Consider the following 26422-nt stretch of genomic DNA (forward strand, 5'->3'; position numbering starts at 1 on the left):
GGTCAGGGCCGCCCGAAAGGGGGCGGGAGGACGGCGCGTATGGTTGCCAACAGCCACCAGATGGCGGCTGTGGCGGCCAGGGTGAAGCAAACGATGCGCCAGCGGTCGCCGGTCAGACCGGCCAGGGCCGCATTGTGGCGGGCTTCGATGGCGGCAACGTTGAAACGCGGTCCGAACCGGGCCGTGAAATCAGCCGCCAGCCGTTGGTAGGGGCCGTCGAGGTCGTCGCCCTCGACGGCAAACGTGGGCAGAAACGTCTTGTCCACGGCATTGGCCGTCAACAGGGCCATGCGGTAGCGCTGCTCGGCCAGTCGGGTCGCAGTGGGCCAGTCGCAGGCGGCAGCGGCGGCGGCCACGACCAGCCACAGCAGGCCACAGGCCAGATACAGCCGATTGGTCGGGCGGCGGGTGGTCATCGTCTCCGTCTTCTGCTTTTGCGCTTGGCCGGGGCGGCCTCAGCTGACGGGGCCTGTCCGCCCTCGATCAGGGAGAGGTCCACGGCCAGTCGGCCGAGGTCCACGCCGGAAAGCTCCACGTCCACCGGCTGGCCGAGGCGGAAACGCCGTCCCGTGCGTTCGCCCAGCAGTTCGTGGCGTTCCGGGATGAACTTGTAGTAGTCGTCGGACAGGCTCGACAGGCGCACCATGCCCTCGGCCATGACCTCTTTAAGCTCCACCCAGAAGCCGAAGTCGGCAATGGAGCCGATGACGCCGGTAAAGGACCGGCCGACCTTGTCGGACAAAAAGAGCACGGTGACGCGCTTTAGGATCTCGCGCTCGGCTTCCATGGCCACCCGTTCGCGGCGGCTGATGTGCTCGGCCACCTTGGGCAGCCTGGCCACAAGCTTTTGCGAGGCCGGTTTGCCGGCAATGGCCGTCTTCATCGACCGGTGGACCACCAGATCGGCGTAGCGGCGAATGGGCGAGGTGAAGTGGCAGTAGCAGGTGGAGGCCAGCCCGAAGTGGCCGTCGTTTTTGGGCGAATAGGCCGCCTGCATCATGGTGCGCAGGGCCATCCGGCTGACCAGGAAGTCGATGTCCGAGCCGGCCGCGTCGTGAAGAACGGTGGCCAGATCGCCCGGGCCGGGGGTGGCCGGCAGCTTCGTGGCCATGTCGGTGGTGCCGAGCAGCTTGAAAAAGGCCTCCAGCTTGGCCGGGTCCGGCTCGGGGTGGACGCGGTAGAGCACCGGGGCCTCGCGTTCGGTCAGGAAGCGGGCTACGGCCTCGTTGGCCGCGATCATGAATTCCTCGACGATCTGGTGTCCGAAGTGGCGGGATTTGGGCCGGATGTCCTCGGCCTCGCCCTGGAGGTTAAACAGGATTTCCGGTTCCGGCAGGTCGAAGTCGAGGTTGCCCCGGGCGGCGCGCACGGCATTGATGGCCCGGGCCAGTTTTTCGGCCGTCTCCAGCATGGGCAGCACGCTTGCAACGTTGGCGCGTTCGGTCTCGTCGCCAAGCATCAAGGCCCGGTTGACCTGGGAATAGGTCAGCCGGGCTTTGCTCTCGATGACAGCGGTATAAAAATCCGTGCGCCCGGGGACGCCCTTGGCCGTGAAATCGATCTCGGCCACCATGGCCAGACGCGGCACATGGGGGTTTAAGCTGCACAGCCCGTTGGAGATGCGTTCGGGCAGCATGGGTTCCACCGACTGCGGGAAATAATACGAATTGCCGCGCTCCAGGGCCTCTTTGTCCAGCTCGCTGCCTTCGGGCACGTAGTGGGACACGTCGGCGATGGCCACCCAGAGGGTGAAGGCCGGACCGCGTTTTTTGACGTATATGGCGTCGTCGAAGTCCCGGGCCTTGACCCCGTCGATGGTGACGAAGTCGAGGTCGCGCAGGTCCTTGCGCTTGGCGAAATCGGCTTCGGCCGGCTGATCCGGCAAGGCTTCGGCCTCGCGCAGGACCTTGGCGGGGAAGGGACCGGGAATGGAATGGTTGAGTTTAACCAGGCGTTCCTGGACGGCGATGTCGCCCTGGGCCCCGAGCAGTTCCAGACCGCGCCCGGAATAGAGCTTGAATTCGAGCTTTTCGTCCACCGCGACGTTTAAGATGTCCTCGGCCTGGGGGATCGGGTCCTCAGGGGTGGGGGGCAGGTAGTCCACCATGAAGCTCATGGTGTGGCGGGGATCGGTCGGGCGGCACAGGAACAGGTCCGGGGCCATGCGTTTGATCACCCGGCAGGGCAGGGTGGCGACGCCGCGTTCGATGACGCGGGCCACGCGGCCTTCGTGATTTTTATCCTTGCGTTCCCGGGTGACGGCGGCCACGACCCGGTCGCCGTGCCAGGCGTCGCCGATGTCCTTGGGATGGATGAAAATATCTTTACGGCGTTTGTCTTCGGGCAACACATAGCCCACGCCGGAGCGGCTTATTTCCAAAACGCCCGTGACCAGGCGCATACTTTCGACCAGACCAAATCCCCGCTGGACCCGGATGATCTTCCCGGCTTCCTGCAGGCTCTCAAGGACGGTGAATACTTCGTGCATCTGGGCGCGCGGTGCGCCAAGCTGGCGCAATATATCCTTTTCGGCCATGGGTTTGCCGCTTTCGCGGAAAACCCGCACCACGGCAGCGGCATCAATGCCGGTACCCGGGGCCTTCTTGGGGTTTCCTTTTCTTCTTCTCGGTGTCATGCGTCCTCCCGCGTTGCGCGCTCCCATTACTGTATCCCCCTGCCGTCCGTCGCACAAGCCCGATGGCCGTTGCAGCCGCTTTTGGGGCATGATACCCGGGCACAAAAAGCCAAAGGAGAGGCCATGGATGCGTTTGCCTGTCGCCTGTTGGGCGAAATTCGCTATCCCGAAGACTATTCGTTTGAGCGTGTGGCTGCGATCGAGTCCGAGGCCGGGTCGGTGTTGGAAGAGGCCCTTTCGGGACTCGGGGTGACGCGGCTGGAAGTGGTGCCCGGACCGGAGGCGCTCCATTTCGAGGTCTTTTGTGATGCCTGCTCCCCGGAAGAGGGCGCGGCCGTGTGCGAGGCGCTCATGCCGCTTGCCGCCGACGGCCCGCTTGGCCGGATCGTGGTGCTGCGTCTGGCCGACGAGCCGATGACCGTCTTTTATTTTTGCGGCGAAAATCTGGATGAGGTGACGGTGGAGCGGCCAGGCTGCGGCCTCGCCGACTGACGGGTCAGCCCGTAGCCGCCGCAGCCAGCCAGCCCGGCAGGTGATGGCGGGCGGCGGACAACTGGGCGTCAAGGGCCCGGCAGCCCGGGATGTGCGACTCCAGAAGATCCCAGAACCGCTTGGAATGGTTGAGCTCAACGGTGTGGCACAGCTCGTGGTAGAGGACCAGCCGGCACAGTTCCCAGGGCAGAAAGGCCAGGGTGAAATTGAGGCTGATGCGGCCTTTTATCGTGCAACTGCCCCAGCGGGTGCGCTGGGCTCGGACGGTCAGCCCGGTATAGGTCAGCCCCGACTCCCGGCTGACCTCGGCCAGGGCGGCACGCAGCAAGGCTGCGGCCCGGTCGCGGCAAAAGGCGGCCAACACCCCGGCCACGGCCGCCGGATCATCCACGGCGCCGCTGACCGCCACCTGCCCCGGCCCCCGGGCCAAAAGCGTGCAGCCCGTAGCGCGATCCCGGGCCGCGTAGGACACGCCCCATTCCCGGCCAAAGGCCGTCAGCACCAAGCGGCTTGGGCGCTGGAAAGCGGCGGCCGGTCCCACGGCGATGCCCTCGGCGGCCAAACGGTCGAAGGCGGCGGCGATCCATTCCCGCCGGGCGTCAACCGCCTGCACCAGCAAATGGGCCTCGACCCCGGCCGGAGCCACCACTTCCAGGCCCCGGCCCGGAAGCAGCCGCAACACTACATTTTTGGCCCGCGCGCTGACCCGAACCGCCACCGGCAGGGGCCGGGGCAGGCGCTGGGCCAGCCGGGCGGCCGCGGCAACGACGTCGAGGACCGGTTTTTGCCGGGCTGCCGCAATTTTACCCCATCCCGGACCCCGGGTGGGGCTTGTTTTCGCCTGCGTCAACGTCTACCCTCCGCAAGGCCGGTTAATCGGCCGCCGCACCGGACGTCAAGCCGGTCAAGGGAGCCTTTGCCATGCGTGTTTTATTAAAGCGCCTGCCCGCCTACGCCGTATTGCTGGTCCTGGCTTTATTGCTGGGCTGCGCCAAACCGCCCGTCGCCCCGCCGCTTGTTCCGTCAGGGACGCCCAAAGGCCCGGGCGAAGTCGAAGACATTCGCGTCCTGCCCCAGGATTTAACCGCCTATCTGGACCCGGCCACCGCTGACCGGCCGCTTTTTTCCAAGGAACAGACGGCGCTGCGCATGGAAGGGTTTCTTCAGGCCTGGCTTAAGCCCTGGTACCTGACCAAGCCCAGCCCCCAGCGGCGCGATGTGGAAAAAATTTTCCAGGCCTATGAGAAACATCCCGGCTTCGGGACGCAGGGCGTGCCCCACGATCCCGGGTCGGCCGCCAGTCTGCTGGCCGGGGCCGATCTGCGCGCCTTTCCCAACAACGTGCGCAAGGCCATTACCGTCAAAAACACCAGCCAACGCGGGATGCCCACCAACGAACCGCGCTTTCTCGATCCCAGCCTGCCCGGCGAAGGCTATCCTTTCGACTATCTCCAGCACACCTCGCTGCCGCCGGCCACGCCCATCCTGGTTATCCACGCCAGCCGCGACGGCTCGTGGCTCTATACCGAATCGGCCCTGACCCATGGCTGGATGCCGGCTGCAGATGTGGTCTATGTCGATGAAAATGTCATGCGCGAGTTTTCCTCGCCGCGACTGGCCGCGGTTGTCCGCGACAATGTCCAGGTGGCGGAAATCGGCCAGGGCGTCGATATCGGAGCCATCTTCCCCTTGGCCGGGCCGGTGGATTCCGGCGGGGCGACGGTCTCTGTGCCGGTTCGCGGGGCGACGGGCCTGGCCGAGCTGCGTCGGGTACGGCTCCCGGCCGGCGCGGCCGTGGCCATGCCCATGGTCATGACGCCGCGAAACGTGGCCGCCGTCGGCAACCAGATGATGCGCCAGCCTTACGGCTGGGGCGGGCTGGATGATCGGCGCGATTGTTCGGCCCTCACCCACGACCTGTTCGCGCCTTTTGGCATCTATCTGCCCCGCAACTCGGCCAGCCAGGCGGCCTACGGCGGTTCCATACCCCTTGGCGACATGCCCGGGGAGCAGAAGGAGGCCACCATCGTCAGCCAGGGGATCCCCTTTGCCTCCCTGGTCTGGATGCAGGGGCACATCATGGTCTATGTCGGCCAGTATAAAGGCCGGCCGGTGCTCTTCCACAACATGTGGGGATTTCATACATTCAGCAACAGCGGGCGTGACGGCCGCCTGGTCATTGGCCGGGCCGTGGTGACGACGCTTCGGGCCGGCGAGGAAGTGCCGGCGGTGGGGCCGAGTCATATTTTGCTTAACCGGGTACGCTCCATTTCCATCCTGAGCCGACCCTACTGACCCTGACGCGGCCGTACGCGGCCTTCTGCGGAGGACGAGATGCGCAACATTTTCGCCTGGGCCAGCATTTGTGCAACCGGCGGCCTGTTTGGCGCGCTGGCCAACAGCGTGTTTGTGTGGATGGCCGGAGCGTATGGCTGGACAGCGGCCATCGGCGTGACCCTTGCCCCGGAGTGGACCAAGCCCTGGCTGTACCAGCGCCTGGTCTGGGGCGCCATCTGGGGATTGGCCTTCGTGCCCCGTTTCATGGTCAATTCGTTCTTCTGGCGCGGGCTGGCGGTGAGCCTGGGACCGACCCTGGTGCAGCTGTTCGTTGTTTTCCCCAATCAGCTTGGCAAGGGCTACATGGGGCTTGATCTCGGCAATCTGACGCCGCTTGTGGTGGTGCTGGTCAACGCCGTCTGGGGCTGGGCCGCTGCCATCTGGCTGCTGATGGCCGACGACGAGCGGAGCCTGTCCAGCCGCCGGCTGCGCTAGGGAGGCCGGCCGGCCGGCGGTGCGGGAGGGCTGTTGGGGCCTGAAGCCCCGTCGGCTGGGGCGTGCAGGAAGCAGGACCCGCGTTGCCCCTGCGGGCAGAGGGCCTGGAACCGTGAGCCGTCTTGTTGTCCGGCTTGGAGCGACGACCAGAATCCGTCATGACGTACTCGATGGACACCAGAACGATCATCTTGCTGTTGGCTATTGGTTCGTTCCTCTTTTTTTTATTGCTGCTGCTTGACCAGTTTCGCAAAGAACCCTCGCAACGCATTCCCTACTGGGCCGGCGCGAAATTTCTCCAGGCTGTCGGCTCCCTCATCCTCTTTGAGCGGGGACCGACGCCCGAGTTTGCAACCATTGCCAGCGCCAATACCCTGCTGCTGCTCGGCTGCGCCTACGAAGCCTGGGCCGTCTGCTATCTGGTCGGCCACCGGGTTGGGCGGCAGGTCCATGCGCCTGTTGCCCTGGCCATCGTTGCCGTGTGTCTGGCGACCTTCTGGCTGCCGCCGCCGAACCGGGCCGCAGTGGTGTTTGCCGTCCATACCGTTTTTTACGCCCTGCCGGCCGTGGTCCTGCTGCGGCACAACCGGGCCGGCTCCCTGCTGCGCTGGGTATTGGGGGCGAGCTATCTGCTGGTGACCCTGCTGTTTCTGGCCCACGTCCTGTGGCTGGCCGTTGACGTGGCCCAGAGCTTCCAACCCTTCGGCGCGATCATCTACGCCGTCATGGTGCCCTCGATTTACGGCATTATGATCGTCAGCGGTTTTAGCATGCTGCTTCTGGCCAAGGACAAAAGCGACAGTGAGCTGGAGGCGGCCCAGGCGTCGTTGCGCAGCAAGGACGAGCAGTACCGCCGCAAGCTGGAACGGCTCAACAAGACCGATGCGCTGACCGGCATTGCCAACAGACGGCATTTCGACGCGGTGCTGACCCGGGAATATGCCCGCCATACCCGGTCCGGCGAGAAGCTGTCGCTGATTCTCGCCGATGTCGACCATTTCAAGGCCTTCAACGACTGTTACGGCCACGTGGCCGGGGACGACTGCCTGCGCCGCATCGGCGGCATCCTGGCCGCCAACGCCTCCCGGGCCACGGATCTGGCGGCCCGCTACGGCGGCGAGGAATTCGCCTGCATCCTGCCCATGACCGACCTTGACGGGGCCTGCGCCATAGCGGAACAGATCCGCCGGGCTCTCGAGGACCTGGCCATTCCCCATCAGGGATCGAGCACGGCAGGCGTCGTCACCGCGAGCTTTGGCGTCGCCACGATGCGCTGCACCACGGACCGGACCTTTTCTGAAGTGGTGGCTGTGGCGGACAAACTCTTGTATGCAGCCAAATCCTCCGGCCGCAATTGCGTGCAGTGCCTGGCGGTCAAGGACTGACGCCAGGGCAGGGAAGCGTGGCCGGGTTGGCCGGGCGTGTCCGGCCAAGAGTCAAGATTTGTTGCGGTCTTTCCCCTTACCCCTTGCCTTTAAGAATCGCCTTGGCCGGAATCAGCCCCGTGGCCGCTGCCGACACGATGTTGCCGGCCACGCCCGGGCCGTCGCCGGCCACGTACATGCCGCCAATGGCCGTCTCCAGCTCGGAGGTGGTGTCGATCTGGGTGGCGAAAAACTTGATCTCCGGCGCATAGAGCAGGGTTTCGTCGTTGGCCACGCCCGGCACCACGGCGTTTAACTGCTCCAGGCCGTCGACCAGATTGGCCACGATGCGCTCGGGCAGGGCCATGGCGATGTCGCCGCAGGTGACCGACGTCAGGGTCGGCTCGACGCTGCCCCGGCGGATGCGGCTCCAGGTGCTCCGGCGGCCGCGCTTGAGGTCGCCAAAGCGTTGCAGGATGGGGCTGCCGCCGCCGATCATGGTGGCCAGCCGGCCGATGGCCTCGCCGTAGGCCTGATTGTCCGACACCGGGTCGTTTAAGACCACCTTGGACAGAAAGGCGAAGTTTGAACTGTCGGATTTGCGGTCCATATAGGCGTGCCCGTTGACGCACACGAAATCCTGGTAGTTCTCCAGGGCCACGTACCCGCCCTGGTTGGTGCAAAACGTCCGGGTCTGGTCGTCGTATTTGCGGGTGCGCACGAAAAAGGTCGGGTCGTAGATGATGTCGGTGAGATCGGAAAGAATCTCGTTGTGGACCTCGACGCGCACCCCCACCTCGATGCCGCGCTGGTAAAAAGGCAGTTCGTGGCGGCGGGCCAGTTGGCCCATCCATTCCGCGCCGACGCGCCCCGGAGCCAGGATCACGGCCGGGGCCTCGTAGTTGCCGTGGTTGGTCACAACCCCGGCCACGCGACCGTTGACCACGACGACGTCGCGCACGGTTTCATTGGTGCGGATGGTGACTCCGCGGGCGGCAAGGCCCTGGGCCATGGCCGCGATGTGGTCGGGCAGATGGTCGCTGCCCAGATGCTTCTGGCGGATGAGGAGCAGTTCGATGCCGAGCTTGCGGGCTTCCTTGCGGATGGCCCGGGCCTTGTCCATGTCGGTCGGATACACAGGGCCGTCCATGCCAAGGCCGGTGAAGATGGCTTCGGTCTCCTCGATAAGGGCCGTGGCCTGGGACAGGGGCATGAACTGGGTCAGGTCGGTCTTGCCGAGCTTGGGAATAAAATTGAGCTTGCCGTCGGAAAAGAGTCCGGCCCCGCCGATGCCCGAGAGGATGTTGCAGGGCGAACACTTGATGCAGTCGGTGTGCCCCTTGATGGGACAACGGCGTTTGCCCGGGGCCTTGCCTTTTTCCAGCAGCAGCACGGACAGCTCCGAGTGCAGGCTCAGGTAATAGGCGGCAAAAAGGCCGGCCGGACCGCCGCCGACCACGATGACGTCGAAACTGGTACGCGCTTGCTCGCCCACAGAAAACCTCCGCAGAAAACCCCGCGCGCGGCGGGAGATGCTCGGACACTACAGGGCGCGGCAGGCCTCTGGCAAGCGTTCCCCGGCCTGGGCTGCGGCGGCGGGCAGCCCAGGCCGGACAGGCAGAAGAGGCAGCACGGGCAGGACAAACAGACGAGTCAGGACAGGCAGCGCGGGCAGGACAGGCGGGGCGGGATGGGGCCGGGCGGGATGGGGCCGGGCGGGGAAGACAGCCGCTCCGGGCCGGGGCTACTGCAGCAACAGCGGTCCCAGGGCCGGGAGGGAGGCCGGCAGGGCCGGATAGGTGAGATAGGCCACGGAGCAGGACACCTTGGCGGCGTCGTAGGCGATGCGCATGTAGCCGGCCTCGCCCCAGCCTGTGCCCCAGGAGTTGCGTAAAATCCAGTGGCCGGGTGTTGTCTGGTCGCCGTCGTTCCAGCCGACCAGGGCGATGGCGTGGTCGGTTGGGGTGTAGTCGCAGGTGTAATCCGCGCCTTCCTCAAGGCAGGAGGTCTGGCCGTCCTCGAAGACGCCGCCGGTGTAGTCGTCAAAGGCCGCGGTGGTGAGCACGGCCGCATCCACCGGGCCGTAAGTCAGGATGGCGTTTTTGATGGAGGCGATGTCCTGACATTCGGCCCTCCCCCAGCCGGAGAACACGACTTTGGGCAGGCCGGTCCGGCTGCAATCCTGGTCGTCGTCGCCGACGTAGGGCATGGCGGTCTCGGTGGTGATGCCTTCCACGGTCAGGGCAAGCAGTTCCGTGTAGGAATAGTCCGCGCCGAAACAGCCGTCGAAAGAGTTACTGTAAGGACCGTGGGTTCCCAGGCAGAAGGCCAGGTATTGCTCGGAGAAATCGGCGACAGCGGCATTGGTGCGCCGGGTGGCCACGTTGTAGGTCCCCTCGGCGGCAGCGGCGGCGGCAAAGGCGTAGCAGGAGCCGCAGGAACCCTGGTTGCGGATGGGGCCGATAGCGCTTTTGCCGTTGACGTCCCGCCAGTCAAAGGCGGCAGGCAGGCTGGCCCGAGGGGGCAGATCGGGCGCGACGGCAAGGCTTCGCAGGGCAGAGGCTTTGCCCGGGATGCGTCCGCGCGATCGCATGGCCTCGCGCTGCTCCTTGGGCAAGGCCGAAACCCAGGTGTCGCCCACGGTAAACTGGTAGCCGTTCTGGGCGATTTTTTCGCGGATGGTTTCCAGACTGTCGTCCGGCCCGAAGACGGCTTCGGCCGCAGCCGGGATCGCGCCCCAAAGGACCAGGAGCAGCGGCAGGACGGCAAGCAACAGCGCCAGGGCCAGAGCGTTGCGGGCCGGCGAAGGAAGCCCTGCCTGGGCGGGTGTCGGGCCGGCTTCGATCATGTTGCTCCCGGGGGGCGCGGGGCCGCCCTTTCCCGCACAAATAGGGCATGGCTCCCTTCCCGGCAAGTCCGATTGAACAAGTGTTGCCCGTGTCTTTCCCCGGGCGGGTTCTTTTTCTTTGCGTCGGGGTGGTGTAGTCTGGAGGCAAGCCGTCCAAGAACTGCCACACCCGTGGGTTGGGATGGCGGGCGCGGCGGCGGGGAGGCCCTGTGGCACAGCAGCGAATATTATTCGTAGACGACGAACCGCAACTGCTCGGCGGTCTGCGACGCATGTTGTGGGACCGGCGCGGGGTGTGGGAGATGCACTTTGCCGAAGGCGGGGCTGCGGCCCTGGCCCTTTTGGAACAGACGCCCATGGATCTGGTGGTGTCCGACGTGCGGATGCCGGGCATGGACGGGCCGGAATTCCTGGAAGCGGTGCGCCGGCGTTGGCCGGGCACGGTGCGCATGATCCTTTCGGGCCATTCCGACCGCGAATTTGTCTACCGTTCCATCAAACCCGCCCATCAGTATCTGTCCAAACCCTGTACCCCCCAGGAACTCAAGGCCACCATCGACCGGGTGCTTGGCCTGCGCGAGATATTTACCGACGAGCGGCTGCGCGAGACCGTGGCCCGCATCGACTCCCTGCCGGTGCTGCCGGCGGTGTTTGCCGAACTGACCGAGGAACTGCGCTCGCCAAACACCTCGTTTAAGACGCTGGGCCTGATCCTGGACAAGGACATCGGACTGGCGGCCGGGCTGCTCAAACTCGTCAATTCCTCGTTTTTCGGCCTGCCCCGGCGCGTGGCCTCCACGGAGCAGGCCGTGACCTTGCTTGGCCTTGAAACCGTGCGGACACTGGTCTTGTCCCACAGCCTCTTTTCCCGGTTTGACAGCCGGCGCTATCCCAATTTCGGCCTGTCCGGTCTCTGGGAACACAGCCTGGGCGTGGCCCGGCTGGCCAAAAATCTGGCCGTTCTGGAAGGAGCCGGCAAGCCTGTGGAGGACGTCTGTTTCATGGCCGGTCTGGTCCATGACGCAGGCAAGCTCATTTTGGCCGATCTGTTTGAGGCGGAGTACTCCCGGGTGCTGGAAACGGCCCGGACCCGCAACATAACGACCTGGCAGGCGGAGATGGAGATCCTCGGCGTGTCCCATGCCGAGATCGGGGCTTACCTGCTCGGGTTGTGGGGCTTCGAAGAGTCCGTGGTCCTGGGCGTCGCCCGCCACCATCAGCCCGGTCTGACCGTGCCGGGCGCACCCCTGGCCGTGCCGGCCGTTCACGCCGCCAATGCCCTGGAGCACGCCCTGGTGGTGATACACCTCCAATATGCCGAACATCCCCTGGACACCGACGCTCTGACGGCCCTGGGACTTGGGCCGCGCCTGGAGGCCTGGCGCGAGGCCGGGCGCAGCCTGTTTAGCCAAGGAGACGGCCTTGCTCAATAACCGGGTGCTTTTTATCGACGACGACGAGCGGATCCTGGCCGGATTCCGGCGCAATCTCCACGGCCATTTCGAGGTGGACACGGCTGTGGGACCCGAGGCCGGGCTGGACAAGGTCCGGGACAATCCGCCGTATGCCGTGGTGGTCTCGGATCTGCGGATGCCGGGTATGGACGGCATTACGGTGCTGGCCAAGGTGCGCGACCTGCGTCCGGATACGGTGCGCGTCATGCTGACCGGCTTTGCCGAGTTGGAGGCCGCCATCGCTGCGGTCAACGAGGGCAACATTTTCCGCTTCCTGACCAAGCCCTGCGAGACCGGCTATCTGATGGGCGCGTTGACCGCTGCCGTGGAGCAGTACCGGCTGGTGCTGGCCGAACGGGAGCTGCTGGAAGGCACCTTGCGCGGCAGCCTCAAGATGCTCTCGGAAGTGCTTTCGCTGCTTCGCCCGGAAATTTACGGCCGCCTTTCCCGCATCGCCCCCTATGTCCGCCCCCTGTCGCGGCTGTGTGGCGACCCCTCGCCCTGGCAGACGGAAGTGGCGGCCATGCTGTGTCTGCTGGGCTATATCATTCTGCCTGAAGGCGTGATCTCCCGGGTGGAACGGGGACGCGCCCTTTCGGCCGAGGATGCCGCCGTCTATCGCCAGCACGCCGAGGTGGCGGCCCGGCTGGTGGCCAATATCCCCCGCATGGGCATTGTGGCCAAGTCCATTGCCTACCAGGAGAAGAATTTCGACGGCAGCGGCTTTCCCGAAAACGCCCCGCGCGGCAAGGAACTCCCCGTGGGGGCGCGCATCCTGCGCGTGCTGCTTGATTTCGACCGCCTGGTCACCGCCGGACAGGCCAAGGCCGAGGCCTACAAGACGCTCAAGCAGACGGCGGGAGCCTACGATCCCGACGTCTTGACCGCTTTTGGCGAGGTGCTCGGCGAGGAAGGCAAGTACGTCATCGTCAAGATCGCAGTCAAAAACCTGCGCGAGAAAATGATCCTGGCCGAGGATATTTTCGTTGTGCGCGGCGGGCAGAACACCAAGGTCCTGCCCAAAGGCTATGAATTGTCCTCGGTGTCCCTGGAGCACATTGCCAAACTGGCCCGCTATGACAGCATCACCGATCCCATCCGGGTCATCATTCCGGCCGATCTCTAGACGCAACGCGGGCTGGATTCAATTTTTTGTGGAGACGCCGCCCGGGCCAGGCCGTCGCATGGGATACAGCGGGCCGGCGCTCCGGGGCAGGTCCGGGGTAAAGGGCCTGGCTGTGCTGCGCAGCGCCGGGATGATGCCGCCGTGTTCGGCCCGCAAGAGCAGCAGACAGGGCAGCAGAAACAGCGGCGGCAGGATCAAGAGCCAGGTGAGGACGTCGCAGCCAAGCAGAAAGGCCCAGACGCGGTCCAGCAGCTCGCCCGGGGGCAGGCCGGCCGCACCCGGCAGCCAGCCCTCCGGCACGATGCCGTAGAGGAGGGTATTGGGCCAGGCCCCCAGGACCAGATGGTAGACGAGTTTGTAGACGGCGGTCAAAAATGAGCCGCAGGTCCAGATGACGACCAGGCCGGCTGCGGTGAAGGCGATACATTTACGGAAGCGGTCGGATTGTCTCATACCCCATCCCCGACCACGTGTCAGCGTGGTCGGGGATTTTCGTGCAAGGATAATGCCTGTCGTGTCGTTGCCGGCTCAGTCGACGGCGGGTGGGGGAGAAGCCTCGGCTTGGGGCCGGTCCTGGCCGAAAACGGCGGTGAAGGTGAAAACCGATCCAAGGCCGGGTTCGCTGTCCAGGGTAATGGTCCCCCCCATAAGGCCGATCAACCGGCGACTGATGGTCAGGCCAAGGCCGGTGCCGCCGAAACGACGGGTGTAGGAGCCGTCCACCTGGGTGAAGGCCTCAAAAATGCGCTGGGCGTCCTTGGGTTGGATGCCGATGCCGGTGTCGCTGACGCTAAAGACCAGTTCCACGGCCGTCCCGGCGGCGGCGACATCCGCCGGGACGGGGTTGCCGGGCCGCAGGCCGAGGACCACGCCGCCCCGGGCGGTAAACTTGATGGCGTTGCCGACGAGGTTGACCAGCACCTGGCGCAGCCGGTCGGCGTCGCCGATGACGACCTCGGGAACGTCAGGGGCCACGTCCACGGACAGCCCCAGGCCTTTTTCCCGGGCCAGGACGCCAAGGCTCGTTTCAATGAGGGCAGACAGGTCGCGCAGGACAAAGGGTTCCCGGGCCAGTTCCAGGCGGTCGGCCTCGATTTTGGAGAAATCCAGAATGTCGTTGATCAGGCTGAGAAGGGCGGAGGCCGACTGTTCGATGTCGCCCAGGTACCCCTGCTGGAACTCGTCTAGCGGGGTGTTGCCAAGGACCTGGGCCATGCCCAGGATGCCGTTCATGGGGGTGCGGATTTCGTGGCTCATGGTGGCCAGAAATTCCGATTTGGCCTGGCTGGCCGCCTCGGCCGCCTCCTTGGCCACGGCCATGGCTGCTTCGGCCTCCCGGCGTTCGGCCACTTCGCGGATAAGCTCCTGGTTCATGCGGTTGAGCGTCCTGGTGCGTTCGCGCACCATGTCTTCCAGGCGCTCGTTGAGCCGCTCCCGCTCTGTGCGGGTCCGGACCTGGTCGGTGATGTCCTCGGCGATGCCGGCCACCCGGTAGACGATGCCGTTTTCGTCAACCACCGGGAAGATGCGGGCCTGGATCCAGCGGATTTCGCCGTCAGGCCGCAGCAGGCGATATTCCGGGAAGACGCCGGGGGTGAGCGGTTTGCCGGCCAGACCGGAGATGAAGGCCAGCACCGCGTCGCGGTCCTCGGGATGGACGACGTCGAGCCAGGACATGGGGGATTCGTACAGGCTTTTGGTGGTGCGACCCCACAGCCGTTCATAGGCCGGGCTGATATAGAAGATGCGCTTCCAATCCGGGGAACCAAGCCAGAACACTTCGCCGATGGCCTCGGCCAGCTGGCGGAATTTTTTTTCGCTTTCGCGCAGGGCCCGCTCGGCCATCTTGCGTTCGGAAATGTCGCGCACCACGGCAATAACCCGGCCTGAGCGGCCGGAGTCCATGGCCCGCAGGTTGATCTCCACCCAGAACAGCCGGCCGCCCTTGTCCCGGGCCAGCCATTCGAAAAGCTGGGGTTGGCCGTGGACGGCCAGTTTGAGCCTGCCCAGGACATCGGACATGGTGTAGGGCGGATAGTCGGGGCTGAGCCGGGCCGCAGGGAGCTGATGCAATTCGTCCCGGGTATACCCATAGAGGGCGGTGGCCCGGGCATTGGCGTCCAGGATGGCCCCGGTTGCGGCGTCCTGGATGAAGATGGCGTCGCTGGCGGCGTTGAAGATGGCCCGGTAGTCGGCTTCGGTCTCGCGCAGGTGTCCCCGGGCGGCCTCGATGGCGGAGACGTCGTGGAGGATGCCGGCCAGGTGGGAACCGTTGTCAGGGTCGCCCATACGGTGAAACGAGGCAGACAGCCAGCGGGTGCGGGCATCGCCGCCGCGCAACTGGAAACGGGCGTCGAACCGCCCGCCGACCGCCAGGCGTTCCAAGCCCCGGTCCAGCCTGGCCCAGTCCTCGGCGGGCATGTTGCGCCCAAGCAGGCCCGGGTCCTTTAGGAAGGCTTCGGGCGGATGGCCGGTGACTGTCTGGGCGCTGGAACCGATGGTCAGGACGCCATAGGGCGGCGCGCCGGCCAGGGTCAGGGGCACAACCGGCGAGTGGTCGAGCAGGGCGGTGAATTCCGAGCAGACCCAGTCCAGGCCGGCGGCGTCGGGCTGCGTCCGGGAGATGTCCCGGCCACAGCCGAGGACGGCGATGACGGTTCCGTCCGGTCCGGGCAGGGGGGTGATGTCCCAGCGCACGCGGCGCGGTCCGGCCGCAGCGGTGACGAGGTCGTGATCGGCCAGGGTGCGGTGGGGACCGTCCTGGCCGGCCAAGATTTCCTGAAAGCCCTCCCGGGCCTGGGGGCGGTCGGCCGGGGCCAGGGCTAGCTCGAAAAAGTCGTGGCCCAGTACCGTCTGCCGCGACCGACCCAGAAAGGCCAGTCCCTTCTCGCTTATGGTCGTGACCCGGGCGGCAGTGTCCAGAACCACCACGATGTCCCCGGCTGCTTCCAGCAGGGCGTCGGGCAGGCGGGCTGGTCCGGCGGAGTCGGCCTCGTTTGGCGGGCTTGTTTGGGGCATGGCGCTCGGGGGTTGGCGGTGGAAGGGGCGATTCATTCTTATGGTTTATGGACCTTTTCCATGGCCGGGGCAAGCAGGGAGGGATTGTGGCAGAGCCGGGGCGGGCCGGCTGACTGGCGCTGCCGACGGCAGACTGATGCGATCAGGTTACTACCAAGTGTTTTTGGGTGGGACACTGACGTGTTAGAGTTGCAATGTCACGAATGATCGTTTTAAGCGTGACCGTAATGGTGCAATATTCCTTTTGTTTTGTCTGCCATCAGTACCTTGACAGCAGGCCAATCCTTCTTCAACCTCCGGCCACAAGAGCTGTCGTAGAGCGGGCAGGAACCGGCCAATCGTGTCTTGCGCCAGTCCTGGCCGATGTTCCGGCCGGGCCGGGCAGCCGACAGGAACAAAGGAGTCGCCATGGAAACGATGACGTACCAGGAGATGCAGCGCATGTTGATGGACGAGCTGCGTCTTATGCACTATCCTATTGCCATCAAATACTTTTTTGATCAGTCCGAACTGGATGCCTTCAAGGCCAAGGCGGAATATTACCTGCCGGCCAAGGCCCTGACCTTTTGCCAGGCTGAACTCGGCGCGCGCATGGAAGGCCTGACCGTGCTCATGGGCCGGGAGCAGCTGGGCTGTTCCAATGCCAAGTGCGTGTTCGGTTGGAAGGAAATCGACGCCGCCGAGATCAAGGGGCATCTCAAATACGTGCGCGACCTGGAGCAGGCCGAGCGGTTTGTGCGCAGCAAGCCGCGCCTTTCCGGCGAGCTGTTGGCCGTGGCCGTCTCGCCGCTGGCCGATGCCGTTTTCCCGCCTGACGTGGTCCATTTCTACTGCGACAACATGCAGGCCTACCATCTGGTCGTGGATTGGATGTCGGCCCGGGACATCCACCCCCTGCGTCCCAACATGACCATCAATTCGGCGGCCTGCGGCGGCAATGTCCAGTGTTTCAACACCGGCGAAGCCAACGTGTTTCTGGCCTGCAGCGGCAGTTACAACGCGGGCAAGACCGAGCGCGGCGAAATAAACGTGGCCATTCCCGGGGCCGACATCGGCAAGCTGGCCGGGCGTCTGGCCGAGCGCAAGGCGGCCACCGGCGGCGCGTCGCTGACCCGTTCGGGCCAGCCCTTCCCCGGGGCCGACATCTGCAAGAACTGTCCGCTGATCGTTTTTAAAAAGGGCAATGCCCCGGCCGATACCGAGGCCTGAGCCGGTTTGCTTCGGCCTGATCCGGTTTGATCGGACGTCTGGAGAGGCGGTCCCCTGGTGGGGGCCGCTTTTTTTTGTGGCAACGGCCTGGGGTCGGCCGGCACTGTCGTCACGGCTTTGCGCCGGCACTGCGGCAGGGAATGGAGAGGGCCGCAGCGTCGGATGGGACCGGAGCAACGCTGGTTCCCGTCAAGCGGGGGCTATCCCGGTCCGCAGCCGACCGGTTTGCCAATCCGCCCCCAAAACCTCTTTATTAGCTTCTCCCATTGCAGGGGTCCGGGGGGATCATCCCCCCGGCCGCCGGAGGCACTCTTCCGTCTTCTCACGATCAGACGGCGGTGCGGATAATGGCCCCAAGGCCGGTGTCGAGGAAATGGGTGGATATGGCGGTTGGCGTCGTGTCCGGGACATTGGACCCCATGTTTGGGGCCTGGCGCTCGGAGGCAAAGTGGCGGGAAGCCAGAAAAACCACCATGTCGGCGGTTGAGGTCGTGTCGAAGGGGGTGAGCGCCAGGGCGCGCTCCCACATGCGATCGGATATGGCCATGGCCGCCCTCCAGTCCCATGCTGCGGGATTGCCGTCAGGCTAGCGCGACCCCGGCCGGCCGGCAAGGGTTTTACGGATATTTCGACGAAATGCGCAGCAGCCGGCATGGGGCGGGGGCGTTGGACATGGTCCGGCCGGCGGCCGGCGCGGCATGCGGCCTGGGGCGGCCTGCGACGCCGTTGGCACGCTTCTGGCTTTGACCGGCTTGATTCATTGGTTCAACACGGGGAGGTATCTGACTATGCGCCGACTTTGTAGCATTCTGGCCACGCTTTGCCTGCTGGCGGCCCTGGCCGGTCCGGTCGAGGCTTTCACCGTAGTGACGCCCGGGTTTGCCGTCAGCGTCCCCATCTATGCCGCCCCGCCGCCGCCGGTCTATGCCCCGGCTCCGGTCTATGTGGCTCCGGCTTATGAAGCGCCGACCGTGTATGTCGGTCCGGCCTATGCGCCGCCGCCGGTCTATGTGGGGCCGGGCTATTATCCGCCGCCGCCCCGCTGGGGCCGGTAGCCGCTCGAAGGCGACAGCGCCGGCGCGCCTGCACCATGGGTGCGGGCGCGCCGGTTGGCGTTTTCAGGGAGCAAGCCAGGCGTCGATGAAGGTCTTGGCGCGCACGGGATCAACCTCGTGGCGGGGTTGGGACAGGCGGGCGGCGTTGGCGGCCAGCATGTCCAGGTAGGGCTGTGTGTTGGTCAGTTCCTGGGCCAGCCCGGTGGCCCGCAGGTATTCCCGGGCCATAAAGGCCACGCCCCAGGGGCTGGGGTGGATGCCTTCGGGCATGATGGCCTTCCCGCCAAGATCCGTTTCCAGGGCGGCTTTGAAGGCATTCATGCGCTGGCGCAGATCGAGAAACACCACCTTGCCCTTGCTCTCGGGCCAGGCCGCCAGCTTGGCGGCGGCGTCGCGCAAGGCCCCATTGTGGCTGCGCTGGCCGCCGGCCGAGGGATAGGGCGCCTCGAAACGGAAGGCCTCGGCCGGAAACCCCATGACCATGCCATCGGGGATGGCGTCGAACATATCGCTCATGACCAGGGTGACGTTGGCCCGGGACAGGACGGTCTGGCCAAGGAGCATCCAGTAGCGCTCGTAGGCGTCTGGGTCCTGGCCGTGGAAACCGGCGTCCTCGAAGATCAGAATGTCGCCGTCGCGGACCAGGCCCTCATTGATGTATCTGGTGATCTGTTCGGCCCTGGCGGCCACGTCCTTGGGAAAGGGCAGGCCCAGGGAACCGGCATAGGCGGCAACCACCTGGGCGGCGGGGATGGTTGTGCCGCCGTCGGGGGTGTCCAGGCGGCCTGCGGCGGCAAACAGCGTATTCATGGCCGAGGCCAGGGAATGCATGGGCCATAGGGGATCGGCGGATTTTGCGGCCGGAGCTTCGGTCTTGCGCATGAGATCGGCCATGGCCGAAACCATGTATTTCGAATCGTTCGCCTTCTCCTTGAGCGTGGAGAAGTCGATTTCTTCCAGCATGCACAGCATGACCACGGAGTCGCCAAACAGGAACACCACCCGGCCGTAGGCGTCGCGGTTGGCGGCGATCTGGTCGAAAACAGGGTCCGGGGGGAATTCCTGGGCCCTGGCTGCCATGGCCAGGAGCAGGACGGCCAGAAACGCAAGAATGCAGGCCCGGGCCAGGCGGCAGGCTAAATGGTGCATAGCCGGTCCTTAGCGTAAGCGGTTTTTAAAGAAGTTATGCAGGGCCAGGTCGAGCCGACCGAAGAAGTAGCCGCCCACAGCCACCACGCCCAGGGCCATAAAAGCGCGCAGATTGTCCAGTTGCCAGCCCAGCGTGTACACCATGATGGAAAAGACCGCCGACAGGATGACGGCGTGGATGAGGTAGTAGGCGTAAGCGTACTCGCCGAAATCGGCCATGGCCATGAGGACCGGATGGCGGAAGCGGTCTTCGAGCTTGACCACGGCAAAGATGGTGGCCGCCGTACACAGGCTCCAGGGACCGATTTCAGCGATGGACTTGATGACGCCAAGGGGCCGGTTCCAGCCGGAGGCGACGGTATAGACGGCGCAGGCGACCAGGATCCCGACCGGAGCGATCCAGGGCAGGGCCGGGGTGCGTTTTTGGACGTAATAGACCAGGGCTCCGGTGATGAAATAGAGGTTGTAGGCGGAAAAGAACACCGTACGCCAAGTGTTGAAGACATAGGCGTCTTGCAGGCCGAAGGCAAAGTAGGCGACCAGCACCGCCGCGCCCCAGACCGCGAGAAAGGCCGGGAAATAGCGGCGCAGCCTGGGCGTGGCAAAGGGGGTGATGAGGACGTAGTAGGCGATTTCGTAGATGAGCGTCCATTCCACCCGAAGCGGCAGATCGACCGGTCCAAGGGGCAGGAGGGAGGCGGCGGCGAAGATGCCCTTGTCGGGCGTCTTTCCCCATAAGAGATAGCCGACGACAAGGGAAATGGCCACACCGCACAGATACGTGGGATAGGCCCGCAACAACCGCCTGGGAAGAAAGTTCCGGTACCCAATATCAATTAAAAACGACATGATGAAGCCCGAGATGCTGAAAAAAGGCAGGGCCACGGCCATGAACGCATCCGGAACCATATTGAAGAAGGTCCCTGTCTGGGCTCCATAGATGAAGAGATATGCCCGGACATGGAGATACAGAACCATGGACATGAAAAGAATACGAAGAATCTGAATGGAATAGTAACGCATGAAGATTATGCTCGTCCCGGGTGCAGTGTGAAGGAAATTGGCGGGACGATTTGCGGCGTTGTCCCGATCCGATGCTTTTCCTAAGGACTTTTTTGTGCAAAGGCCACAAAAAACAGCTGGGCGGAGCGGGACGGGACCGGCGGCCAGGGTCGGACAGGGGCGGCGGGCGGCCTGATGGGAAGCCGGGCAGGGAGACGGCCGGCGTTAGACCCCTTCGGCCCGGGCGCTGGCCGCGCTGGCCTCGTCGTGGCGGCCCTGGGCGGCCAGCGCCTGGGACAGCTCGACCCAGAATTCCTTGCGCTCCGGACGAAGGGCCACGGCCTGACGAGCCATGGCTTCGGCTATGGCCGGGTCCTCGCCCTCGGTCAGATAGAGCCGGGCCATGAGCTGGAGGGAAAAGGCGTCTTTGGGGTCCAGGAGCAAAGCCTGGTGCAGATGCTCCCGGGCCTCGTCCAGGCGGCCCCGGGTCAGGGCCAGACGGGCCAGATGGCGCAGGGTGAGCGCCGGGGCGTTGCCGGTGGCGGCGGCCCGGCGGTAATATTTCAGGGCCGGGGCCAGACGCCGGGACTCCTCGGCCATCCGTCCCAGGCGCAGCAGGCTTGAGACATGGCCGGGGTTGGCCCGCAGGCATTTCTGAAAGGCGGTTCGGGCGGCGGCCGGGTCGCCCTGGCGTTGCAGGACGCAGCCGAGATTGTACAGGGCCATGGTGTTTTTGCCGTCGCGGCTGATGACCTGGGTGAATTCCGCCCGGGCCTGGGGCAGCCGGCCCAGGCGGGCCAGACAGATGCCCAGGGAATTGCGGGCCAGGGCGTTGGTTTCGTCGGCAAGCAGGGCCTGCTTGTATTCCTCCATGGCGGCATAGATGTCGCCCAGGGCGAAATGGCGGTCGCCGCTGACGGTGAGCGACAGGGTGTCGAACACGGCCAGACGCGGCTCCTTGGGCAACAGCAGCGCATGGTTAAGGGCCTTGCGGCAGTTCTCGGCCACATCGCCCCGGGCATAGTCCAGGCAGGGGTAGCCGGCGATGCCGGTCACCGCGGTCAGCCCCAGGTGCTCCTGCAGGGCGGCCATGAGTTTTTCGGCCGCTTCGGCCAGGGCTTCCGGGCTGCGCTCAGGCAGGAAAAAAACCAGCTTGGAGGCGCTGAAGCGTCCCCCCACGGCCTTGGGTCCGAAAAACTGGCGGCAAAGGCCAGCCGCTTCGGTTATATCGACCTCGGCCGGTCGGCCGGGGCGGCGTTGGGTGGCCACTTCGGGCAACAGGATCAGGGCCTGGGCAAAGGCCGGGCGTTTTTCCCGGTCGGCGGCGGTGGCCCGGAGAAAATCGCGGTGGCCGTAGAGGCCCGAGGCCGGGTCCTTGCGCGGCGGTCCGGCCGGGACGGCGCCTGCCTCGTCGTCGGTTTCCGGGACCAGGGCCAGTCGGTCGCCCGGTTCCAGGGGCAGGTCGGGGTCAGCCAGATGGAGCGCCTCGGCAAAGGCCATGTCCTCGCCCACTTCCACCAGCACGATTTCGCCCTTGATCGTGGCCGGGGTGCGGCCGCTTAGGCGCTGGCCGTCGGTCGTGCGCACGTCCACCGTGCGCTCCAGGCGCGGCGACCAGACCAGAAACCGTTGTCCGGCCTCAGCCTCCACCCAGCGGCCAAGACTGACGGCCAGCCGGGCCATGGGCAGATTTTCCAACACCGTCCCGCCTTCCGGCAAAATCCGGTTGTACGGCATGACCTGGTTGCGACCAAGATCCTTGGCCACGGCCAGTCCCTTTTTGGCCTTGTGGACGAGCAGTCGGGCCTGTTCGGCCGGCGAGGCGGCAAACTGGCCGCCGCGTACGTCCTGGGGATAGGTGACGCAGCCGGCGCTGGCCGACAGGGTCAGGGACTCGCCCATGGACGGGATGGGGAAGGCGGTGCGGGACAGTTCGCCCAGCACGGCTTCGGCCGTCTCCCGGCACTTCACTGCCGAGGCCGCCCGTAAAAAAAGGGCAAAGAGGTCGTCGTGGAGCCGGGCCGCCACCCCGCCTTCGGGGCACAGCCGGCCAATGACCGCTCCGGCCCGGGCCAGCACATCCTCGGCGGTCACAAAGCCGAACCGTCCGGCCACCCGGCTGAAATGGTCGAGATCCAGGACAACCAGCCCGAACCCGCCATGCCAGCCCGACAGCCCGGGATCGACGAGGCTGGCCGCGCCGGGCAGGATGCGGTCCTGGACGCTTTCGATTTCCCGGGTGACGGCGGCCAGCAGCGCGCCGCCGGTGGCCAGCCCGGTCAGGCTGTCGGTGGCCGCCGCCAGGGTCAGGCGCAACTGGCCAAGGGCCATGGCGGCGATGCGCGGCAACAGGGGAAGCAGGGTGCGCGGCGCGCCAAGGCTTGCGCCCCGGGCCACGAACACGCCAAGCAGGCTGCCCTCGGCGCAAAGCGGCACCATGACCCGGCGTTCGCCGGGCAGCGAAACGGCGGTGGCGAAATCCGGCCCGAATCCGGCGGCTACGGCGTCGTCGGCGGATTTGGGGAAATAGAGGCTGTGGGTTTTAAAGGCCAGGAAGCGGGAGAAAATGTCGCGTAAAAAATGTTCGTGGGCGATCAGGTCGTGCTGGGTCAAGGCGGCGGCAGGCATGGCGTTCTCCCGTTTCGTATACAGGCCGGGAACGTGTAGCGCCCCCGGGCCGGGAAAACAAGGGCTCCCCCCGGCCTTGACGCCCTGGCGCAAGTCGCGGCAGACCCAGGCAACGGGAAGACGTGCGCCCCGGACCGGCCCGCGCGGCCCCGACAGGCGCTTCCCGCATCGCCATTGCGGAGGCTTGCATGGATATTGTTTCGTTTCCTCTGGGACCGCTTGAGACCAATTGTTACCTGGCTGTTTTTGGCCAAAACGCCCTGGCTGTGGACGTCGGCGGCAATCCCGGCCCGGTGTTGGCCCAGATGCAGTCCCGCGGCCTGACCCTGGACGCCATCTGCCTGACCCACCTGCACTGCGACCATCTCTACGGCGTGGCCGCCCTGGTCCGCGAGACCGGGGCCAGGGTCCTGGCCGGGGCCGAAGACGCCATGCTCATGGATACGGAGCTTGGCCGTGGCGGACTCATGGGCCTGCCCCTGGTCGACCCCTTTGACTGGCAGCCGGTGGCCCCGGGCGAGATGATTCTTGCCGGGCAGCCCTGCCGGGTGCTGGCCACTCCGGGCCATTCCCCGGGCAGCCGGTCGTATTATTTCCCGGAGGCTGCGGCTGTTTTTGTCGGCGACCTGCTTTTTTACCGGTCCATCGGCCGCACGGATTTTGCCGGCGGCGACTACGATGTGCTGATCGAGGCCGTTGTGTCCCAGATCTTTTCCCTGCCGGAGAAGACGCTTGTCTACCCCGGCCATGGTCCGGCCACGACGGTCGGCGATGAAAAGCGCCACAATCCGTTTTTCTCGGAATTCGCCAAGTGATGCCCGGCCCTCCGGTGGTTTTCCTGTGCAGTCCCCGGGCCGGCGGCAATTCCGACACGGCCGGGCTGGCCTTTGCCGAGGGGCTGGCCCGGGCCGGGGCCGGGCCGAGGGTGATTGCCCTGCGCGAGCATGCCGTGGCCCCCTGCCGGGGCTGCGGGGCCTGTGCCGGGGCAGGGCATCGCTGTCCGCTCGACCGGGAGGGCGATGCGGCCCAGGCGCTTTTTGCCGCCCTGGACGCCGCGCCGCTGGCCGCCTTTGCCGCGCCGATCTATTTCTACCACGTGCCGGCCCTGTTCAAAGCGTTCATCGACCGGGCCCAGCGTCGCTACGAGATCCGGGCGGCGGCCGGGGAAGCGGGCAAGGCCTTGCCGGCCCGGCCGGCCTATCCCCTGCTGGTGGCCGGCCGGCCCCAGGGGGAGCGGCTTTTTGAGGGGGCGCTTTTGACGCTCAAATATTTCCTGTGGCCCTTCGGCTTTGTGCCTGCCGAGCCGGTGCTGGTGCGCGGCCTGGACGCTCCGGGCGATCTGGCCGGCCAGGCTGCGGCCTTGGCCGGGTTTGTCGCGGCCGGGCAGGCGGCCGGGCAGTGAGGCTCGTGCCGGCCTGTCGGGCTGGTCTGACGGCCGGCCGGGCCTGTCTGGCTGATGTGGCCGCTTTGGCCGGCCGTCTGGGCCGGGTGCTCCTGCCGTTGTGCGATCGCTGCCAGGTCTGCCGGGGCCTCTTGGCCGGGGCCGGCGGCGGGGAAGGGGCCTGGGCCGAACCCGGGGCCAGGAGCGGGGGGAGAGAAGGGGAAAAAAGTCCGGTGTGCCCGGCCTGCGCCCCGGGGCTGGCCCCCCGGCTCGGCGGGTATTGCCCGCGCTGCGGCGCCTTTGCGGCCGATGCCGACGCCCTGCCCGGGCTTTGCCTGGAGTGTCGCCAAAACGGCCGGGTGTGGGACGGGTTTGCCTTCCACGGCCGCTACGAGGGGCTGTTGCGTGAGCTGGTGCTGGGGTTCAAATTCAGCGGCCGTCTTGGCCAGGGCCGGCTTTTGGCCGGGTTTCTGGCCGAGGCCTGGCTGCGTGCGGCCGGACGAAGCGGCAGCGGGTCCATGGACGCCGGCGCGCCGGATTGCCTGGTGCCGGTGCCGCTTTATCCCCGCCGCCTGTCCTGGCGGGGCTTTAACCAGAGTCTGGAACTGGCCCGGCTGCTTGGTCGGGAACTTTCGCGCCCGGTGTGCGCCCAGGGGCTTGTGCGGGTGCGCAACACCATCCCCCAAAGCCAGTTGCCGGGCCGCCAGCGTCTGACCAATCTGGTCGGGGCGTTCGAGGGGCAGCCCCGGCTGGTGGCCGGACGGCATGTGCTTTTAATCGACGACGTCATGACCACCGGGGCCACGGTGGAGACGGCGGCGCGGGCCTTGCGCCTGGCCGGGGCGACCCGGGTGGACGTGGCGGTGGTGGCCCGCTAAGGGCGGCCGGGGATGAAGACAGAAGGCGGAAGAGGCCTCCGGCGGCCGGGGGGATGATCCCCCCGGACCCCTGCAAAGGAAGAAGTTTTATAAGGGGGGCTGGCGTAGACTGGGCATCCGGTCGGCTGCGAGCCAGGGCAGTCCATGCATGCGTTTGACGCGAACCCCTCGTGCCGATCCCCTGCACTCCGGTCGGGCGGGGGCTCTTTGAGCGCCAAGCGCCGGGATCAGACGTCGCCGTGGCCGCCCGGGTCCAGGGGCAGGCGGACGCGAAAGACAGTGCCGTGCTCCATGTCGGAGGTGAAGCTCGCCCGGCCGCCAAGGTAGCGTTCGGTGAGCAATTTGATGCTGTAGGTGCCAAGGCCGCGGCCCACGCCCTTGGTGGAAAACGACCGGCTGAAGATGCGCATCTGCACGCTGCGGGGGATCACCCCGTCATTTTGCACCCACAGTTCCACCGCATCCCGATCGACCGAGCAGCCCAGACGCACGGCCCCGCCCGAGGTCGTGGCCTCCAGGGCGTTTTTGACCATATTGCCCACCACCCGCCGCAACAGCACCGGATCGGAATAAAAAATGACGTCGTGACAGTTGTCGCAGCGTTCGATGCGCTTGTCCCGGGCCTGTTCACCGCTTTGGAAGGTGGCTTCCACCACGTCGAGGATGTCCTCCGAACGCAGGGGCGTGATGTTGGTTTCCAGTTCATTGGTCTCGGCGGCAAGCAGCTGCTTTTGGTAGCTGATCTCATCGGTGAGCTGGGAGACGGCCCGGTAAATGAGCCGGGCATCGGCCTGCAACTCCTGTGGGGCTTCCTCCACCATGAATTCCATGAGTCCCTGGATGCCGCCCACGGTATTTAACATGTCGTGGAAAAAGAGGCGTTCCAGGGTGCGTCGCCGGTTTTCGTGGCTGACGTCATTTATGGAAAAAATCAGGTATTGCTCGGCGTTGAGATGAACCAACGTCGAGGACACCCGCAGATCCAGGGCCTCGATGCCGGAGCCGGTATCCCGGTTGATGGCGCATTCCTGGACGTTGTCCTGGCCGGCCAGCCCAAGCAGGATGGAGCGCACGGCCCCGCAGTGGGCGCAAAATTCGCTGGTGCCGCAGCCGCCGGGATGCTCGGCGGCATGGACGCAGCGAAAGGCTTCGCCAGGACGTTTGCCAAGGGCCTCGCGGATGTCGCCGATGCCCAGCACATCAATGAATTTTCGGTTGCCGTGGACCACCTGACGGTGGCGGTTGAGCACCATGGCGATGATGGGAATGGCGTTTAAGACAACCGGGATGGCATGGGTGGAGAGGACCAAGAACTGTCGGTCGATCTCGTCGCTCAGAGCCCGTTCGGACGGGGCAAAACAGGTCGGGGCGGGCTTGGCGGCCATGGGACGGCTCCTGGCGTTTGGTCCGT

Annotated in this window: 23 protein-coding genes; 11 read left to right on the plus strand and 12 right to left on the minus strand. The window is 65.8% G+C overall.

Annotation, left to right across the window (positions count from 1 at the left end; genetic code table 11):
• Window positions 1-2: 2 nt before the first annotated feature.
• Together NY78_RS04135 and rnr are read right to left on the minus strand one after the other, a co-directional pair.
• Window positions 3-416 (minus strand): hypothetical protein, encoded by a 414-nt coding sequence (locus tag NY78_RS04135; RefSeq protein WP_043632069.1) that lies wholly within the window; start codon window positions 414-416, stop codon window positions 3-5.
• Window positions 413-2635: a ribonuclease R gene (gene rnr, locus NY78_RS04140; protein ID WP_043632070.1), complete on the minus strand. Its 2223-nt coding sequence runs from the start codon at window positions 2633-2635 to the stop codon at window positions 413-415. The genes NY78_RS04135 and rnr overlap by 4 nt, the downstream gene beginning before the upstream one ends.
• A 123-nt stretch (window positions 2636-2758) precedes the next feature.
• Here rnr and NY78_RS04145 point away from each other — a divergent pair, with 123 nt between their 5' ends.
• On the plus strand, window positions 2759-3127 hold the full coding sequence (locus NY78_RS04145) for a hypothetical protein (RefSeq protein ID WP_043632072.1): 369 nt from the start codon (window positions 2759-2761) through the stop codon (window positions 3125-3127).
• Between the two features lie 4 nt (window positions 3128-3131).
• On the opposite strand, the gene NY78_RS04150 is transcribed toward NY78_RS04145, so the two are convergent.
• Entirely contained in the window at window positions 3132-3977 is an 846-nt protein-coding gene (locus tag NY78_RS04150; protein WP_082139881.1) for a M48 family metallopeptidase, read from the minus strand.
• 71 nt (window positions 3978-4048) lie between these two features.
• Here NY78_RS04150 and NY78_RS04155 point away from each other — a divergent pair, with 71 nt between their 5' ends.
• From NY78_RS04155 to NY78_RS22985, 3 genes are all read left to right on the plus strand, one after another.
• Window positions 4049-5422 (plus strand): SH3 domain-containing protein, encoded by a 1374-nt coding sequence (locus NY78_RS04155; RefSeq protein ID WP_043632073.1) that lies wholly within the window; start codon window positions 4049-4051, stop codon window positions 5420-5422.
• A 39-nt stretch (window positions 5423-5461) separates the two neighbouring features.
• On the plus strand, window positions 5462-5899 hold the full coding sequence (locus NY78_RS04160; RefSeq protein ID WP_043632075.1) for a hypothetical protein: 438 nt from the start codon (window positions 5462-5464) through the stop codon (window positions 5897-5899).
• A 170-nt stretch (window positions 5900-6069) separates the two neighbouring features.
• Window positions 6070-7284 (plus strand): GGDEF domain-containing protein, encoded by a 1215-nt coding sequence (locus tag NY78_RS22985; protein ID WP_053062130.1) that lies wholly within the window; start codon window positions 6070-6072, stop codon window positions 7282-7284.
• Window positions 7285-7360: 76 nt separating this feature from the next.
• On the opposite strand, the gene NY78_RS04170 is transcribed toward NY78_RS22985, so the two are convergent.
• Window positions 7361-8758, minus strand: coding sequence for an NAD(P)/FAD-dependent oxidoreductase (locus tag NY78_RS04170; protein ID WP_043632076.1), 1398 nt, complete (start codon window positions 8756-8758; stop codon window positions 7361-7363).
• 249 nt (window positions 8759-9007) lie between these two features.
• Window positions 9008-10111: a C1 family peptidase gene (locus NY78_RS04175; protein ID WP_043632078.1), complete on the minus strand. Its 1104-nt coding sequence runs from the start codon at window positions 10109-10111 to the stop codon at window positions 9008-9010.
• A gap of 209 nt (window positions 10112-10320) precedes the next feature.
• On the opposite strand from NY78_RS04175, the gene NY78_RS04180 reads away from it, so the two are divergent.
• Together NY78_RS04180 and NY78_RS04185 are read left to right on the plus strand one after the other, a co-directional pair.
• A complete protein-coding gene (locus NY78_RS04180) occupies window positions 10321-11544 on the plus strand; it encodes a response regulator (protein WP_043632080.1) in 1224 nt (407 codons plus the stop codon).
• On the plus strand, window positions 11534-12691 hold the full coding sequence (locus tag NY78_RS04185) for an HD domain-containing phosphohydrolase (RefSeq protein ID WP_043632083.1): 1158 nt from the start codon (window positions 11534-11536) through the stop codon (window positions 12689-12691). Before NY78_RS04180 ends, NY78_RS04185 begins: the two co-directional genes overlap by 11 nt.
• A gap of 18 nt (window positions 12692-12709) precedes the next feature.
• On the opposite strand, the gene NY78_RS04190 is transcribed toward NY78_RS04185, so the two are convergent.
• Both NY78_RS04190 and NY78_RS23495 read right to left on the minus strand, forming a co-directional pair.
• The gene (locus tag NY78_RS04190) at window positions 12710-13144 is read right to left on the minus strand and encodes a hypothetical protein (protein ID WP_053062131.1); all 435 of its coding nucleotides are present in this window, start codon (window positions 13142-13144) and stop codon (window positions 12710-12712) included.
• 75 nt (window positions 13145-13219) lie between these two features.
• Window positions 13220-15709, minus strand: coding sequence for a PAS domain S-box protein (locus NY78_RS23495; RefSeq protein ID WP_197084201.1), 2490 nt, complete (start codon window positions 15707-15709; stop codon window positions 13220-13222).
• Between the two features lie 408 nt (window positions 15710-16117).
• On the opposite strand from NY78_RS23495, the gene NY78_RS04200 reads away from it, so the two are divergent.
• Entirely contained in the window at window positions 16118-16918 is an 801-nt protein-coding gene (locus tag NY78_RS04200; protein WP_043632084.1) for a DUF169 domain-containing protein, read from the plus strand.
• Window positions 16919-17246: 328 nt separating this feature from the next.
• On the opposite strand, the gene NY78_RS04205 is transcribed toward NY78_RS04200, so the two are convergent.
• Entirely contained in the window at window positions 17247-17465 is a 219-nt protein-coding gene (locus tag NY78_RS04205; protein ID WP_043632085.1) for a hypothetical protein, read from the minus strand.
• A gap of 241 nt (window positions 17466-17706) precedes the next feature.
• On the opposite strand from NY78_RS04205, the gene NY78_RS04210 reads away from it, so the two are divergent.
• A complete protein-coding gene (locus NY78_RS04210; protein WP_053062132.1) occupies window positions 17707-17973 on the plus strand; it encodes a hypothetical protein in 267 nt (88 codons plus the stop codon).
• Between the two features lie 63 nt (window positions 17974-18036).
• Here the strand turns inward: NY78_RS04210 and NY78_RS04215 are convergent, their stop codons facing one another.
• The 3 genes from NY78_RS04215 to NY78_RS04225 all read right to left on the minus strand — a co-directional run bounded on the left by NY78_RS04215 (window position 18037) and on the right by NY78_RS04225 (window position 22752).
• On the minus strand, window positions 18037-19122 hold the full coding sequence (locus NY78_RS04215; protein WP_043632088.1) for an SGNH/GDSL hydrolase family protein: 1086 nt from the start codon (window positions 19120-19122) through the stop codon (window positions 18037-18039).
• 9 nt (window positions 19123-19131) lie between these two features.
• Complete coding sequence (locus NY78_RS04220) at window positions 19132-20145, minus strand: acyltransferase family protein (RefSeq protein WP_043632089.1); 1014 nt, start codon at window positions 20143-20145, stop codon at window positions 19132-19134.
• 204 nt (window positions 20146-20349) lie between these two features.
• The gene (locus tag NY78_RS04225) at window positions 20350-22752 is read right to left on the minus strand and encodes a tetratricopeptide repeat-containing diguanylate cyclase (protein WP_043632093.1); all 2403 of its coding nucleotides are present in this window, start codon (window positions 22750-22752) and stop codon (window positions 20350-20352) included.
• A 188-nt stretch (window positions 22753-22940) separates the two neighbouring features.
• Here NY78_RS04225 and NY78_RS04230 point away from each other — a divergent pair, with 188 nt between their 5' ends.
• From NY78_RS04230 to NY78_RS04240, 3 genes are read left to right on the plus strand one after another with little or no spacing between them, the layout of a single operon-like run.
• The gene (locus NY78_RS04230; protein ID WP_043632094.1) at window positions 22941-23567 is read left to right on the plus strand and encodes an MBL fold metallo-hydrolase; all 627 of its coding nucleotides are present in this window, start codon (window positions 22941-22943) and stop codon (window positions 23565-23567) included.
• A complete protein-coding gene (locus NY78_RS04235; protein WP_043632096.1) occupies window positions 23567-24154 on the plus strand; it encodes a flavodoxin family protein in 588 nt (195 codons plus the stop codon). Before NY78_RS04230 ends, NY78_RS04235 begins: the two co-directional genes overlap by 1 nt.
• Window positions 24151-25011, plus strand: coding sequence for a ComF family protein (locus NY78_RS04240; RefSeq protein ID WP_231583752.1), 861 nt, complete (start codon window positions 24151-24153; stop codon window positions 25009-25011). Before NY78_RS04235 ends, NY78_RS04240 begins: the two co-directional genes overlap by 4 nt.
• 227 nt (window positions 25012-25238) lie before the next feature.
• On the opposite strand, the gene NY78_RS04245 is transcribed toward NY78_RS04240, so the two are convergent.
• Window positions 25239-26396, minus strand: a complete 1158-nt coding sequence (locus NY78_RS04245; protein WP_043632099.1) for a sensor histidine kinase — start codon at window positions 26394-26396, stop codon at window positions 25239-25241.
• Window positions 26397-26422 lie beyond the last annotated feature (26 nt).

Source organism: Desulfovibrio sp. TomC, assembly GCF_000801335.2.
Lineage (GTDB): Bacteria > Desulfobacterota > Desulfovibrionia > Desulfovibrionales > Desulfovibrionaceae > Solidesulfovibrio.

What these genes read in the sequence shown, in the direction of transcription:
- NY78_RS04190 (WP_053062131.1), bottom strand. Translation starts at nt 13,144, where the DNA reads ATGAGACAATCCGACCGCTTCCGTAAATGTATCGCCTTCACCGCAGCC.
- NY78_RS04145 (WP_043632072.1), top strand. Translation starts at nt 2,759, where the DNA reads ATGGATGCGTTTGCCTGTCGCCTGTTGGGCGAAATTCGCTATCCCGAA.
- rnr (WP_043632070.1), bottom strand. Translation starts at nt 2,635, where the DNA reads ATGACACCGAGAAGAAGAAAAGGAAACCCCAAGAAGGCCCCGGGTACC.
- NY78_RS04155 (WP_043632073.1), top strand. Translation starts at nt 4,049, where the DNA reads ATGCGTGTTTTATTAAAGCGCCTGCCCGCCTACGCCGTATTGCTGGTC.
- NY78_RS04215 (WP_043632088.1), bottom strand. Translation starts at nt 19,122, where the DNA reads ATGCACCATTTAGCCTGCCGCCTGGCCCGGGCCTGCATTCTTGCGTTT.
- NY78_RS04220 (WP_043632089.1), bottom strand. Translation starts at nt 20,145, where the DNA reads ATGCGTTACTATTCCATTCAGATTCTTCGTATTCTTTTCATGTCCATG.
- NY78_RS04175 (WP_043632078.1), bottom strand. Translation starts at nt 10,111, where the DNA reads ATGATCGAAGCCGGCCCGACACCCGCCCAGGCAGGGCTTCCTTCGCCG.
- NY78_RS22985 (WP_053062130.1), top strand. Translation starts at nt 6,070, where the DNA reads ATGGACACCAGAACGATCATCTTGCTGTTGGCTATTGGTTCGTTCCTC.
- NY78_RS04200 (WP_043632084.1), top strand. Translation starts at nt 16,118, where the DNA reads ATGGAAACGATGACGTACCAGGAGATGCAGCGCATGTTGATGGACGAG.
- NY78_RS04235 (WP_043632096.1), top strand. Translation starts at nt 23,567, where the DNA reads ATGCCCGGCCCTCCGGTGGTTTTCCTGTGCAGTCCCCGGGCCGGCGGC.
- NY78_RS04205 (WP_043632085.1), bottom strand. Translation starts at nt 17,465, where the DNA reads ATGGCCATATCCGATCGCATGTGGGAGCGCGCCCTGGCGCTCACCCCC.
- NY78_RS04225 (WP_043632093.1), bottom strand. Translation starts at nt 22,752, where the DNA reads ATGCCTGCCGCCGCCTTGACCCAGCACGACCTGATCGCCCACGAACAT.
- NY78_RS04210 (WP_053062132.1), top strand. Translation starts at nt 17,707, where the DNA reads ATGCGCCGACTTTGTAGCATTCTGGCCACGCTTTGCCTGCTGGCGGCC.
- NY78_RS04230 (WP_043632094.1), top strand. Translation starts at nt 22,941, where the DNA reads ATGGATATTGTTTCGTTTCCTCTGGGACCGCTTGAGACCAATTGTTAC.
- NY78_RS23495 (WP_197084201.1), bottom strand. Translation starts at nt 15,709, where the DNA reads ATGCCCCAAACAAGCCCGCCAAACGAGGCCGACTCCGCCGGACCAGCC.
- NY78_RS04135 (WP_043632069.1), bottom strand. Translation starts at nt 416, where the DNA reads ATGACCACCCGCCGCCCGACCAATCGGCTGTATCTGGCCTGTGGCCTG.
- NY78_RS04160 (WP_043632075.1), top strand. Translation starts at nt 5,462, where the DNA reads ATGCGCAACATTTTCGCCTGGGCCAGCATTTGTGCAACCGGCGGCCTG.
- NY78_RS04245 (WP_043632099.1), bottom strand. Translation starts at nt 26,396, where the DNA reads ATGGCCGCCAAGCCCGCCCCGACCTGTTTTGCCCCGTCCGAACGGGCT.